The following is a 12,729-nucleotide window of genomic DNA, read 5'->3' on the forward strand; positions in this document are numbered from 1 at the left end:
GCCCTGTCTCCGCGGCCCCGGCCGGTGGACAATGCGGCCCATGGACCGACAGGGGGACCGGCGCCGCCACGAGGACGCGTGGTGGCGGGAGTTGTACGAGGACGACGGTGACGCCGCGGCCCGGGACACCGGCCCCGCGGATGCGGCCCGGGACTCGCTCGACGACCGGGTGGACTCCGCGTTCCGCACGGTGGGGCAGGCGCCCGATGCCGTACCGCCCGCCGGTGCCGATGCGGGTACGGGCAGGGGTACGGGGGCACCGGCCGGACCCGCCTTCGAGCCCGAGCCGATGGCCCTGCCCGCCGCCGACCCGGCCGCACTGGACGATCTCTTACCGGACACCGAGCTGGACGGCGCCGGGTACGGAACGCTCACCCTGCGCGCCGCCTCACTGCGCGGCGAGGCCGCCCGCCACCGCGGGGAGCCGCGTGGCGACGCCCTGCTCACCGCCCGCTTCGGCGCCGGACAGCACGCGCTGATCCTGGTCGCCGTGGCCACCGCGGCCCCCGGCGAAGGGTCGTACGCGTACGGAGGCGCCCACCGTGCGGCCCGCGACGCCTGCCGCTGGATCGGCGGAGCCGTCGGCCGCAGCTACACCCGGTTGGCGGAGGACGTCCGTACGGGCAACCGCGACGCCCTCAAGGCGGGTCTGCACCGCCTGACCGACCGCAGCTACGGCAAGCTCCGCGCGTACGCCGGTGAGCACGGCATGGAGCCCGGGCAGTACACGGCCGCGCTGCGCTGCCTGCTGCTGCCCGCCGACCCGGCCTGCCGGACCCGGGTCTTCTTCGGTGTCGGCGCGGGCGGGTTCTTCCGGCTGAGCAACGGCGGGTGGCAGGACCTGGAGCCACCGCCCCCGGAGGACATGCCGGGCGGCCCGGCGGCCGGGGCGAGCGGGCGGGAGACGCTCGTGGACACACCACGGTGGCCGGTCCCCGGCGCTCCCGGGCCGGACACCCTGGTACCGGATGCGCCCGGTCCGAGTACCTCTGGGGCGGACACCGTCTCCCCCGATACCGCCGCCCCGAACACCCTCGCCCCGAACGCCCTCCCCCCGGACCTCGGCGGCACCCTCCCCGGCCTGCCCCGCGCCCCGTCCGGGCAGCCCTGGCAGCGGCCGTACGAACCCGCGCCGCGCACCTCGCCGGAGCCGTTCCGCTTCCGGACCGTGGCCGCGCGGCCCGGCGACCTCCTGCTGCTGTGCAGTGCCGGGTTCGCGGGCCCACTGACCGAGGCGGCCGGGTTCGGCAGCCGCCTGGCCGCTCGCTGGACGGTCGCCGAGCCGCCGGGGCTCGCGGCGTTCCTGGCCGACGTCCGGCTGCACGCGGAGGGGTACGGACAGGACCGTACGGCCGTGGCGGTGTGGGAGAGGCCGGAGGCGGCGGATGCGGTACGGCCCGGGTGACGCGGCAGGCGTAGTCCGGACGGACACCGGCGCGGGGGAGTGGTAGAACCGGGAAGGAATGCCGCAGAACGGGCCGCCGTCGGAGGGCGGAGCCCGCCCGCGGCCCCGCGTCCGGAGGAGCGACAGCGACATGGCGAAACAGACCGTGGCCGGGCAGTTCGTCGACATCCTGGTGCGCGCCGGTGTCCAGCGGCTCTACGGGGTCGTCGGCGACAGCCTCAACCCCGTCGTCGACGCGGTCCGCCGCACCGCCGGGATCGACTGGATCCAGGTCCGCCACGAAGAGGTCGCCGCGTTCGCGGCGGGCGCCGAGGCCCAGATCGCCGGACGGCTGGCGGCCTGCGCGGGCTCCTGCGGCCCCGGCAACCTGCACCTGATCAACGGCCTGTTCGACGCCCACCGCTCGATGGCCCCGGTGCTCGCGCTCGCCTCGCACATCCCCTCCAGCGAGATCGGCACCGGCTTCTTCCAGGAGACCCACCCGGACCGGCTGTTCACCGAGTGCAGCCACTACAGCGAGATGATCTCCAGCCGCGACCAGATGCCGCGGGTGCTGCAGACGGCCGTACAGAACGCCATCGGGCTCAGCGGCGTCTCCGTCGTCTCGCTGCCCGGCGACATCGCCGACCAGGAGGCACCCGAGCGCTCCATCGAGCACGCGCTGGTCACCTCGCGCCCCACCGTGCGCCCCGGCGACGCGGAGATCGACCGGCTGGTCCGGATGATCGAGGACGCGGGCACGGTCACGCTGTTCTGCGGCAGCGGCACCGCGGGGGCGCACGCCGAGGTGATGGAGTTCGCCGAACGCCTCAAGGCCCCGGTGGGCCACGCGCTGCGCGGCAAGGAGTGGATCCAGTACGACAACCCGTACGACGTCGGCATGAGCGGCCTGCTCGGCTACGGCGCGGCCTACGAGGCCACGCACGAGTGCGACCTGCTGATCCTGCTGGGCACCGACTTCCCGTACAACGCCTTCCTGCCGGACGATGTCAAGATCGTCCAGGTGGACGTGCGCCCCGAACGGCTCGGCCGCCGCTCCAAGCTGGACCTCGCCGTCTGGGGCGACGTCCGCGAGACGCTGCGCTGCCTGAATCCGCGCGTCACGCCCAAGAAGAGCCGCAAGTTCCTCGACCGGATGCTGAAGAAGCACGCCGACGCCCTGGAAGGCGTCGTGAAGGCCTATACGCGCAAGGTCGAGAAGCACACGCCGATCCACCCCGAATTCGTCGCGTCCGTGCTGGACGAGGAGGCCGCGGACGACGCGGTCTTCACCGTCGACACCGGTACTGCTTGTCAACATCGTGGTGCGGGCAGGGGCTCTGACCTGCGCAAACGTGGTCTTCGAGGTCCAGGACGAGGCGGATGCTGTCGGCCACGGGGCCGTCTACACCGCTCAAGAGGTGCTCGATCAAGGCTCGCTGTGGTTCCGTCAGTGTGACGGCTCGGGAACCCTCCCCGGCGCTGTACTCGGCGTTCAACTTCTGCTGTCGCCGTATGAACTTAGCGTGGGTCGACTCAACCTGTGGCAGCGACGCCATGGCGATCACCTCTTCCTTCGTGAGCATGATCGTAGCTTCACGTCGCAGCGAAGACGTTGGTTCTCGCCACGTACTGCCCAAACTGCTACCACAAGTTGAGTCGGCCAGGGCTCCGTCGTACCTTCACCCAGCCTTCTGAGGGGCCACGGGCTTGATCGTGAAGAGGATGGTCTCGGGAGCGAACGTCACACCCGGCTGCCCGAAAACGCGGTAGCCGCGGCGGCGTAGTGTGAGGCGGCCTACCCGATCGCTCTCGCACAGGCCGGCGGTCAGGGTCCGGCGGATTGCCGTGAGGACCGCCTCACGGTCGTCGCTCCAGATTTCCCCGTCGCTGATCTCCATCATGGGCATATCAGGGTCGCCGTCGATGTGGGCCTCGTACAACCACTGCCACATCTGGTGCCTGATCGGCTCCAGGACGTCCTCTGCGGTGCCTCCATCAAGGCCGCTGCGAGTGCGCTGCTCCAGGCGCGAGCTGATCAGCCGTCCCAGGCAGCCCTTATATGCCTCCTCAGGGGTACCACCCACCCAGCCGATGTTGAGAAGGTCGGGCCCTTCCGGCAGAACGGTCGCTTGGGAGACGTACGGGTAGGAATGGATTCCCAAGAAGATTTCATCGTCTGTGCGGCGATTGCGGGAGACCGCGATCGTGGTGGTGTCGTCGACGCGGTACTCGATCGTCGTCATGGGGTCCTCGTAGGCCATGTGGGGACTCTAGTGGGGGAGGGCGGAGCGGCACCGGGGCTTGGAAGATTTTTCTGGCAGCGATGATGTCCGCCCGGTTCCGAGGCCCCGTGTAAGCAGTGAGGGGCAGAGCGCCCCACGGAAGGAAGCGAACATGGACCGCCTCATCGAGTGGTACGAGACCTACAAAGCAGCCTGTATCCGCGCCAACCAGCTTCTGGAGCATGGCTACTCCGCCGGCGTGGTGTGCGGATACTTCCCCGCCCGTTTCGGATTCGAAGTCATCATCCGCGCTGCCGCCTGAGTACCTGGAGCCCCGGCTTTCGAGTCGGGGCTCCGTCGTACCTTGCTGTTGCTGTGAACTTACCGTCGGCACGCTGTGGTGTCAGGTCACTGGCCTTCGTAGAGCTGGCCTGAGGCGATGCATTGCGCGATGCGGGTGATCACGTCACGACGGGTTTCGGCGCCTTTACTTGGTGTCGGATAGTTCGGCGGGAGATCCTGTTCTACTTGATCAACCACATCATTGATCTTGAACGTGATGCCGGTGTCTACGGCAAGCTGAGCGATCTTCATCGCTGCTTTCTCCGTGCGGCGGATAAGATCGTCAGTCAGTTCTTCCTGTGCCACCGTGGCGGCCTCTCTTCCTCTTGGTTCATGCCTGAAGTTTCGCCATGCTCAAGTGCCGGCGCCCGGAAGTTCCGTACGAAGCAGGGCCACCAGTGTCAAGCGGTGGCCGCGAGCCAGTTCTGCGGCTCTTCCTGACCCCAGTAGTTCGGCTCCCAGCCGCACACCGACAGTCCGTAGTCCGTAGTCAGAACACCGGCCGCCCAGACCTGCGCTGCCTCCACCTGCTCAGGGCCCAGCGCATCGTTGAAGGCGAAGATCAGTGTTTCCATCCCGAGGCCATGACGCAGCCTCCATTCTCCTAGCTCGCCGTCCTCGTCCTCGTATGCGATGCCCCAGCGTGCCTCCGCGGCTGCCGCCGCAGTCATGCCATCTCCGGGAACCCCGCTCATTCCCTCTCTCCATCATCCGGTGAAACCGCACCCTGAGTGCGTGCCATCTCCTCATACGTCTCGAACAATGGTGGCCAGTCTTCACCAGGCCGCAACGCGTGCGCCGGAATCCGGCCTTGCGTCCATGCCAGACGCACCGCCAGGTTCTGCCCACCAGCAACAGCCAAGAAGCCGGCGCACGCCTCCTCGCGCCCGACCGAACTCTTGTGGCAGGCAAACAGTGGTTGTTCCACCACATCACTCACTGTCTGCGGCTGGCTGTGCTGCACCGTGTTCTTCAGTGCTTCGAAGCGCTCGGCAGGGAACTGCCCAGGGGCCACGTCCCGTCGCCAAGGGCACTCCGCACAAGGGCGCCGACGGTGCGGTAGGTAACTCAATGGTCACGTCCTTCTCGATAACTGCGGTCACTGCACTCGATCCAGGCGACTCAGTCTTTCCTCGCCGCCGCCTTCGTGATTATCCCGGAGCACGTTGAGCCCTGGGGCCGAAACGACGCCTTTGCACACGTCACAGTCGCAGTCATGCGTCATGCAGGGGCACATGATGTCGTCGCAGTACTGACCAGGGCCGTGGAATTCGTGCGACGGATCAGGGTCCGGGCACCCCCACGTCTCGCAGGAGCGATCTCTGCCCCAGGTGGGGTACACGATGTGCTCCCGTCGAAATCCGTGTGGCAACGGCACCCGCGGACAGTCGAACTTCGACGCCGCTGCGTTCTCCTCGGATACGAAAGCGGCCCGACAGCCGGTGCATTGCCACCGACCCTCGGGCCGCTTGCGAACGGTGTGCCTCACGAGCGCAGATGCTTGTAGTCAGGCATCATCGGAGTGCTCACGCGCTGGCCTTCCCGTACGCCTCGCGGATCTCCGCCGGCACCCGGCCGCGGTCGTTGACGTTGTAGCCGTTCTCCTTGGCCCAAGCGCGGATCTTCGCGGTGTCCGAGCTGCCACCATTCTTGGAGGCAGAAGAGCTGGTTGCCTTGGAAGTACCTGCCGTACCGCGGACAGCGCGGCCACCGGTCTTGCGTCCTGCCTTCACGAACTCGGCGAGGGCCTCGCGCAGCTTCGCCGCGTGCTTCTTAGACAGGTCGATCTCGTACGACTTGCCGTCGAGCCCGAACGTCACGGTCTCGTCAGCCTTACCGCCGTTGAGGTCATCGACGAGCAGGATCTGGACCTTCTGAGCCATGGGTGATTCTCTCCTTGTGCTTACTGGGTTAGTGGAGGCTAGCAGTCGAGCTGCTGCCGGGGGATTGGTAATTGGCCTGAATTACCTGAGCCAGGTGGCTACGCCGTGGTGGTGGCTGCACGTGCCGCGGCGGTGCTGGCTGTAGCTGTATGTACCGTCATTGCAGAGAGCCGACGCTCCGGCCGGATGACTGGTGCCTCCAGAGCCTGAGGAGCTACTGCTGGCATTGTCGTCCGATCCCGAGTTGCTGCCTCCGTCGGAGGAGCCACCTGTCGTACTCCCACCGTCCGAACTACTGCCGGAGGCTGTGCTGACCGAGGCGCTGTCGTCCGTAGTGTCCACGGTGGGCTCCGCGGCCGGTTCTGTGGGATCGGCGCTTGTGGAGCTTTCGCCAGGCGTCCCACCGACGGCCGGCAGACACTCCTCGCCGACCTCGACAACATCGAATGTGAGTACGGCGACCCCGTCTATGTCAGCTCCGGCTTCGGGTCGGGTGGAGCACACCTTCCAGTTGCCCTCTAGGTGTTGAGGGCGGTTGAGACCGGAGAGGTCACGACTTTCGGCAGTGGAGATCCCCAACGCCGAAGCCTTGTCCCGCGCGGCTGCAAGTGTCTCCCCGGTGAGGTCAGGGAGCGTGGAGCTTGTCTCCGTCGGCGCAGTGGCTTTCGGCTTGGACGAGGTGCCCTGGTCGCCGTCCACCAGGTTCATGCACCCGCCGACGAGCAGCAAAAACCCTAAGATCACTGCACAACCGACTCGCGCATTCTTCTTGTCCTGCGGCGATGCCGGCTGCTGAGGTCTGGGCACAGTTGGCCCCCTGAGAGTGTTGCGGCTGCACGCTCCCCTGCGTGCATGGTCCCGCCCTCCGGTCGTGAACCGTGAGCCCGGTCTCTCTCCGGAGGGGCGGGTACGCCCGTTGGGGCGGACGTGATGGGCGTAGGTTATCCACTCGACGAGTTGCCTGTGGCTCCTTCGGGCGTCTGCACGGTTGGTTCTGCGGCTCGTTGGCGCTCGATACGGTCATAGAGACCGTTCATGGCGTTGATCGATGCGTTGATGAATCCCCTGTACTTGCTCGCTGGGTAGTTGAACTGCGGAATGACTGCGGCACATCTGTATGCAGCTTCGATCAGGCGGTCTCTCTTCTCGTCGTCGCTCGCATGTGCGTCTCGGAGAATCCGGTTCCAGTCGTCCACAACTTCCAGCAGGGCAGCCTCGTCATAGTCGTCGAACGTCTTACGGCGACGCCTCCAGCACCAGCCAGGCAACTCCTCCAGGAGCTGCCTGCGAGACGGCAGGAGGGTGCCTTTCTTGTAGTTCGACAGCTGAGTTGCGGCGAAGGAGCCGATAGCATCGCCCTGAGGCGTTACGTACGTGGCCTTCGGCATTTCACCTGTGAATGTCATGTACGCCTTCAGCTTGCCGAACCGCTCCAGCCACGACTCGGTCGCGCCCTTGAGCATGTGCAGCTTCAACGCTTCATGGAGCCTGTCGTTCAGGTAGGTCTCTGCTCCCAGGATCTCGATGGCATTCGGCAACCGCACTGCCGGCTCCCGGCCATCGGCTTCCTGCTCACCGAACGCTTGGCGCGCCATCGAGAAAGCACTGTCCATGCGTTCGTCGAAGTCCCGCAGAGACGTCAGCACAGCCCACACGTGACGAAACTCGGACGCTGCCAGCACCTGCTCCGGATTCTCGCCTGGAGCCAGGTAGACAGGCAGGACGATGACGGCGGGCTTCTCCTTCTCAGGGTGGAGGCGCAGTGCGCGACCAACAGCTTGCACGATAGCGGTCTTGCTTGTTTTCGGGTCGGCGAAAACCACCGTGTCGACGGCAGGCACGTCCACACCTTCGGTCAGCACATGCACGTTCGAAAGTACTGTCGCGCCGTTACTGAGTGGGTGCGCCAGTCGATCAAGGGCCTGTTTGCGGGCTTCAACGGATGACGTGCCGTCGATGTGCAGAGCCTCGACAGGGACATCGGTAACGCGCGCGGCTGTGCGTCTCATGGTGTCGGTGAAGACGCGGCTGCGCTCCCGACCGGAATGGAACGCAACGATGCGTCGTGCTCCGTGCTCTTCGATGACACGCCCCACGGCTATCTGAGCTGCGATCTGCGACGTCGTAAGCTCGGAGCCGCGCGGCATCGCCTGTTGGTCCGAGAGAGCCCGGCGAACATCGTCATCGGTTACTAGAACGACGGACACGATAAAGTCAGCCAGCAACTTCCGCCGAATTGCATCACCGAAACTCAGCTCATAAACCCTTTCGCCGTACAGTTCCGGATTATCCATACTGACGACATCCTGAGTACCGTCACCACTAGGATGTACCTTCGCAGTAGCTGTCAGGCTGATTCGAGTGAGAGCCGGAATGCGCGCGTTGTCGAGCACCACACTGAATGCTCGCCCGGCTGACCCGGCAGTCCGGTGTGCTTCGTCCAACACCATCACGTCGAGCGGAGGGAGCGCCGGGTGCTGCGTATAAGCCTCCACGACCTTCGTCGCTGACTGGTAGGTGCACAGCAGCAGCTTGACCTGGCTGGACTTGCGACTCAAGAAGCGCGCAATGCGCCCTGGTTCAGTCGTGGCTAGCGCTCCGCCAACTGCGGTGTCCGAGTAGACGAGCAGGCCGTCCACGGGCGTCTGCCGCTGCCAGCTGTCGTACGTCTGCCGCAACAGTTCTCTGCTGGGTACCAGCAGCATGATGGAACCGGTCGTACCTACACGTTCCAGGGCAGCCATCTGCCCGACCAGCGTCTTCCCAGTACCGCACGCCATCACTGCCAACGCCCGCCCCGTAGGACCGATGCCGCGGATGGCCTCCAGGGCGGCTAACTGATGGGGGCGCGGATTCATAACCATCAGTCGTCCTCGTTCCAACGCTCGCCTGCGTACGCGGGGTCGAACCACTTCGGTGCAGTGTCGGTGTTGGGATACTTTCTCAACACCCCCCGCTTGTACCGCGCGGAGGCCGCATGGCCGGCAGGGCACCGGTAGATGAGCGTCCCGGTCCCTGCAATCGACGGCCGACCTCTTACCAGCCCGTCACAGACGTGGCCTTCCGAGTTCCTGTCTAGGCACGCCTTGGGCTGCTCCAGGAGCCCCGCCTGATGCAGACGGACGAGCAGATCAACCTGCGCCTTTACTTGCGCCCCCATCAGGGCACGGACGGCGTTAATGGGCGCAGGCGTGTCGTCGTTGTAGTACTCCTCGACGTCCTGTGACCCCACCCCCGTGAACCCAGCTCGGTAGGGTTCCATCCATCCCGGCATCGCCCACTTCGGACGGTCAGTAATCTCAGGCATGATTCCCCTTCTTTCAAAAAAAAACGGGCGTAGCCTAAGCAACGCCCAAATCCTCATCGCATTAGCTAGCTAATGCGAAGCCTTTCTGTGTCCTGTTTTCCTGACAGGTTCCGTCAAGGCCCGATATACAGGCCAGCCAGATCCCTTAACGCGGTTCCGGAAAAGTTCGTAGCTCACTTCTTCGGCGCGCCGTGGGTCCTCGTACCATTGACGGAGCGTTTTGTGTTCACCGTCGAACTCGTATGTTGTCTTGTCGACGTACGTTCCAGTCTTGCGACCCGTATTCGAGGAAAGATAGTGGCCTGCGGAGGTGGCTCTGGGCATTTCAGGAGCCTTGCCGAGGTCGTAGCATTTCTGATCGACACCTCCGTCAGGCCAGTAGATCACCTCAATCGACTGAGGGCCGTAAAGCCTCTTGCCCCGAGACGAGTCCAGTCGATCAACAGAGTCGCCGAGGCTGAGGTCAACCACAATCTTCCGGGGTGGATTCTTCCCCGGAGCGGTCTTAACGGCATTTTCTCGCAGCCAAGCGGCATCATAGTGCTTTCCCTGTGCGTACACTTCTGCCAGCACCTCGTCCACCACATCGTGGAACTCGCCAGCATCTTCGTAATTCATCGACCATGCCCTTCCTGGGCGTCAAACGTTTCATTTTCGATCACGCTCGAACGCCGCCAGAAACCGGTGATCCGCGTTCAGTCGGTCTTGAAGCCGCTCTCGCTCAACTCGATATGCCTCTAGTTGCTGCTTCACGCTTTCCTCTTGGTCCCTAAGCCACTTCACCCTCTTCTCGTCGTGAGGTACCCGAGACTTGATGACTTGGTATCGTTCTTCTTTGTCAGGTCCGTGCACGCGTGCACGCTCAAGACGCTTTTCGAGAAAGGGCTCCATCTCCTCGCGGACGTAGTAGATGTCGTAAGCTCCGTGGCCACGCTTCTCGCCATCAGGGTTCCGCTGCTTTTTGCATACCTCTTTCGGCATATCTTCGTGACGAGAACGCCACCGACTTACCGCTGTGCGGGTATATCCAGTTCTTTCGAGGATTTCCCGCATAGAGATCAACTCATCCCAGCGATCCTTGTACTCTTCGCGGTACCACTCTGTGCGCTCCATGGTCGGTCCTCTGGTCAGCTTCCGGAGATCACTCACCACCCTAGCTGCCCCAGGTCTACGAACACGAGGTCAGTACCCCAGCTATGGCTACTGCTGGTACCGCGGGGAGGCGCAGCAGCTGCCGAGGAACCCGCTGCTGCGCCAGTCGTACCTAGGTCACCCGGAGCCGTACGTGGCCTCGATCTGCTTCAGCTCCCAGTACTTCTGGTGGAACCAGAGAGCGGCCGTGACCGGGTCGTCAACATGCCGGTCGAGCGACCACTCCGTAGGGCGCGGGTCCACGCTCTCCAGCGGGAGCACGGCCACGATGTACTTCTCCGCTCCGTCAGCGCGCTGCCCCAGGAACAGCCGGCGCTTCGCTACGGGCTTGATCAGCTTGATGTCGTAGCCGTTGACCCGCGCTACCTCTGCGTGCTTCTTGCGTATGGTGCGCGTCCACAGCCCGCTACCGGAATCGTGATACCAGTAGAGACTGGACATTCCCCCGGGCTCCCAACCTTCGGACAGCGCGAAGCGCACTGCCGCATCCTCAAGCTGCGTCAGGTGATCTTGCGCAGCAATCACCACGGACGTGATCGGTCCGGCGGCATCGCGGATGGTCACCATGTGAGTGTCTTCCACAAGGGAATACTCCTCGATGGTCAGCTTGCCGATTACCTCGTCCATCACTACTCCTTCACCCGTTAAAAAATCCCCGGCCACGTACGTCATCGGTCGCGGTCGCAGTCCATGCACAGGCAGAACACCGCCATGACCTTCAACGTATTCGGGTCCTCGTCCTGGTAGCAGATGTTCTGCTTGTCCCCACCACAGTCCCGGCACCGGTCGCTGTTGTCGCGCACGATGACGAAACCCTGGGCGTCGTACCTACGAGGCATCGCAGGACTCACCATTCATCTGCCGAACCCAGAACTCCTGAGTGTCGCCACCAATCGCAGGCTCGGTGAAGGCCACGCTGCCTTGCCCGCCAGCACGCACCTGAGCCCACAGCTCGGCGTCCTCCAGCGAATCCATGAAACGCTCGACGTTCAGGGCCAGTGAGCACCAGCCGCACGCGCACCCGACCCACTCGGGATCGTTGCCGAAGTGAGGACACCGCTCAGCCCAGGTGTCCATCTGATCCTCCAGCAGACGCTCCAACTCCAGGCCCGCATCGTCCTTGTCGTCACAGCAGATGGCGTCCTCGACCTTCGGCTCCTGGCCGGCCAGGTTCGTTCCCACGTGGTAATGCACTGGTAGTCCCTCTCTTTTCCCTTAGACGACCCGACGGATGACCTTCACGACGACTTCCGCAAGGGCCTGTAGCGGGTGCTCTACGGCTCCTGTAGAACCAAAAGGGCACTCACCGACCTGTTCGGTAAGTGCCCGATGATCCGGCAGGAAGGATGCGAGACTAAGCTCCTCACGGCCCCCGAAACAACGTGATCACAACTAATTCATGCGAGTTGTTCCTCAACCTCAAGAGCGCCCGCGGTCGCGGACACGGCCGTAGGGGCGGTCTCCCTGTCTCCGGACGATGAAGTCAGTTACTGTCCCAGAAATCTATGAGGGCTCCTGGGGACACGATGCTTACCTCGTATCCGCAGCCGCCGGGTAGGCGGGATTCGAACTCTGTGAGGATGGAGGCAGCGACTCCAGCCGGGTAGTTGATGGGGATTCGGATGCTTCGCAACATCTGTTCGGCGGCCTGATCGTGCGTGATGCCGGCGCCAACGCCAACACTCACGACCAGCAAGCCTGTCTCTTCGTACGCCCTGCCGCATTCATGCCTTCCGGCAGGCCAACGCTGTTGCCCTGCGCGGTACCAGCGCGACGTGCTGAACAAGCGGGCCGGGAAGACAGAACCGTCCTGGGAGCGCACTTTGTAAAGCGCGCCCGTGACGAGAAGGACTCTGAGACTGCGGTCATCTGTCATGTCGTACCTATTCCGCACTCTGGATGCCGTGCAGGCGGCGTGCGACGTCCGTATGCTCGCGGTCCCAGCACTTCAGCAACCAGTAAGCAGCAGGGCCTGCGTTGAGAGGAAGCCACTCGCTGCGCTTCTGCACGAACTCGTCCCACTGCCAGTGCTTGCCGGCGAGCCCGTAGCGACGAGCGAAGTGCGCGAACCACACCTTGGTCGACCCGTTGTGCACCAGGTTGTACAGCTCCTGGTGCCGCGGCTCGGTCCACCCCTCCACGTCGATCCGGTCATGAACGAGGGCGCCGTGGAAACCCTCGCGAAGGCCCTCGTAGAAGTACTGCACGGTGGCACCCCAAACCGTTCGCACATGTCGCTCCGCCGGGATGACGTGCCGGTTGCGACCGAGGTCCAGGACCACGCGATGCTCAGGCGTCACCTCCATGACGTCGCCACAGATGCTGGCCAGCCCCCAAGGCTCCTTCAACTTCTTAGTCATCCACTGGGCCTGATAGATGACGGTGGCTGAGCGATACGTCCGCTCAAGCCCATCAATCACCGTGCGCACTAACCGG

The 12,729-nt window shown here is 64.4% G+C and carries 16 protein-coding genes and 1 pseudogene; 3 read left to right on the plus strand and 14 right to left on the minus strand.

Annotated elements, in window-relative coordinates:
- The first annotated feature begins 40 nt into the window (after positions 1 to 40).
- Both IH45_RS0102940 and IH45_RS0102945 read left to right on the plus strand, forming a co-directional pair.
- A complete protein-coding gene (locus IH45_RS0102940; protein WP_030660764.1) occupies positions 41 to 1,405 on the plus strand; it encodes a protein phosphatase 2C domain-containing protein in 1,365 nt (454 codons plus the stop codon).
- Positions 1,406 to 1,535: 130 nt separating this feature from the next.
- Positions 1,536 to 2,690: pseudogene (locus tag IH45_RS0102945) on the plus strand (thiamine pyrophosphate-binding protein); the annotation flags it as partial.
- A 376-nt stretch (positions 2,691 to 3,066) separates the two neighbouring features.
- Here the strand turns inward: IH45_RS0102945 and IH45_RS0102950 are convergent.
- A complete protein-coding gene (locus IH45_RS0102950) occupies positions 3,067 to 3,648 on the minus strand; it encodes a hypothetical protein (protein WP_030660772.1) in 582 nt (193 codons plus the stop codon).
- Between the two features lie 133 nt (positions 3,649 to 3,781).
- Here IH45_RS0102950 and IH45_RS1000000148520 point away from each other — a divergent pair, with 133 nt between their 5' ends.
- The gene (locus IH45_RS1000000148520; RefSeq protein WP_158812875.1) at positions 3,782 to 3,931 is read left to right on the plus strand and encodes a hypothetical protein; all 150 of its coding nucleotides are present in this window, start codon (positions 3,782 to 3,784) and stop codon (positions 3,929 to 3,931) included.
- A gap of 86 nt (positions 3,932 to 4,017) precedes the next feature.
- Here IH45_RS1000000148520 and IH45_RS1000000148525 read toward each other — a convergent pair whose 3' ends face one another.
- The 13 genes from IH45_RS1000000148525 to IH45_RS0103000 all read right to left on the minus strand — a co-directional run bounded on the left by IH45_RS1000000148525 (position 4,018) and on the right by IH45_RS0103000 (position 12,722).
- A complete protein-coding gene (locus tag IH45_RS1000000148525; RefSeq protein ID WP_158812877.1) occupies positions 4,018 to 4,257 on the minus strand; it encodes a hypothetical protein in 240 nt (79 codons plus the stop codon).
- Positions 4,258 to 4,352: 95 nt separating this feature from the next.
- Positions 4,353 to 4,622: a hypothetical protein gene (locus IH45_RS0102960; RefSeq protein ID WP_030660774.1), complete on the minus strand. Its 270-nt coding sequence runs from the start codon at positions 4,620 to 4,622 to the stop codon at positions 4,353 to 4,355.
- A gap of 20 nt (positions 4,623 to 4,642) precedes the next feature.
- Positions 4,643 to 5,023, minus strand: coding sequence for a DUF6283 family protein (locus IH45_RS1000000149190; protein ID WP_199810608.1), 381 nt, complete (start codon positions 5,021 to 5,023; stop codon positions 4,643 to 4,645).
- A gap of 454 nt (positions 5,024 to 5,477) precedes the next feature.
- Positions 5,478 to 5,834, minus strand: coding sequence for a histone-like nucleoid-structuring protein Lsr2 (locus tag IH45_RS0102965; RefSeq protein ID WP_030660777.1), 357 nt, complete (start codon positions 5,832 to 5,834; stop codon positions 5,478 to 5,480).
- A gap of 81 nt (positions 5,835 to 5,915) precedes the next feature.
- Positions 5,916 to 6,542, minus strand: coding sequence for a DUF3761 domain-containing protein (locus tag IH45_RS1000000146150; protein ID WP_078897197.1), 627 nt, complete (start codon positions 6,540 to 6,542; stop codon positions 5,916 to 5,918).
- 233 nt (positions 6,543 to 6,775) lie between these two features.
- On the minus strand, positions 6,776 to 8,698 hold the full coding sequence (locus IH45_RS0102970; protein ID WP_030660780.1) for a DEAD/DEAH box helicase: 1,923 nt from the start codon (positions 8,696 to 8,698) through the stop codon (positions 6,776 to 6,778).
- The gene (locus IH45_RS1000000146155) at positions 8,698 to 9,141 is read right to left on the minus strand and encodes a hypothetical protein (RefSeq protein ID WP_158812879.1); all 444 of its coding nucleotides are present in this window, start codon (positions 9,139 to 9,141) and stop codon (positions 8,698 to 8,700) included. The genes IH45_RS0102970 and IH45_RS1000000146155 overlap by 1 nt, the downstream gene beginning before the upstream one ends.
- 69 nt (positions 9,142 to 9,210) lie before the next feature.
- Entirely contained in the window at positions 9,211 to 9,759 is a 549-nt protein-coding gene (locus tag IH45_RS1000000148530) for a hypothetical protein (RefSeq protein WP_158812881.1), read from the minus strand.
- A 30-nt stretch (positions 9,760 to 9,789) separates the two neighbouring features.
- Positions 9,790 to 10,254, minus strand: a complete 465-nt coding sequence (locus IH45_RS1000000148535) for a hypothetical protein (protein WP_158812883.1) — start codon at positions 10,252 to 10,254, stop codon at positions 9,790 to 9,792.
- A gap of 156 nt (positions 10,255 to 10,410) precedes the next feature.
- Positions 10,411 to 10,920 carry a hypothetical protein gene (locus IH45_RS0102985; protein ID WP_030660783.1) on the minus strand — a complete coding sequence of 170 codons (510 nt, stop codon included), beginning with the start codon at positions 10,918 to 10,920 and terminating at the stop codon, positions 10,411 to 10,413.
- A gap of 41 nt (positions 10,921 to 10,961) precedes the next feature.
- Positions 10,962 to 11,132: a hypothetical protein gene (locus IH45_RS1000000148540; RefSeq protein ID WP_158812885.1), complete on the minus strand. Its 171-nt coding sequence runs from the start codon at positions 11,130 to 11,132 to the stop codon at positions 10,962 to 10,964.
- The gene (locus tag IH45_RS0102995; RefSeq protein ID WP_030660786.1) at positions 11,122 to 11,487 is read right to left on the minus strand and encodes a hypothetical protein; all 366 of its coding nucleotides are present in this window, start codon (positions 11,485 to 11,487) and stop codon (positions 11,122 to 11,124) included. Before IH45_RS0102995 ends, IH45_RS1000000148540 begins: the two co-directional genes overlap by 11 nt.
- A 689-nt stretch (positions 11,488 to 12,176) precedes the next feature.
- Positions 12,177 to 12,722 (minus strand): hypothetical protein, encoded by a 546-nt coding sequence (locus IH45_RS0103000; RefSeq protein WP_030660789.1) that lies wholly within the window; start codon positions 12,720 to 12,722, stop codon positions 12,177 to 12,179.
- Positions 12,723 to 12,729 lie beyond the last annotated feature (7 nt).

The sequence above is a fragment of the Streptomyces rimosus subsp. rimosus genome, assembly GCF_000720725.1.
Taxonomy (GTDB): Bacteria; Actinomycetota; Actinomycetes; order Streptomycetales; family Streptomycetaceae; genus Streptomyces; species Streptomyces rimosus_A.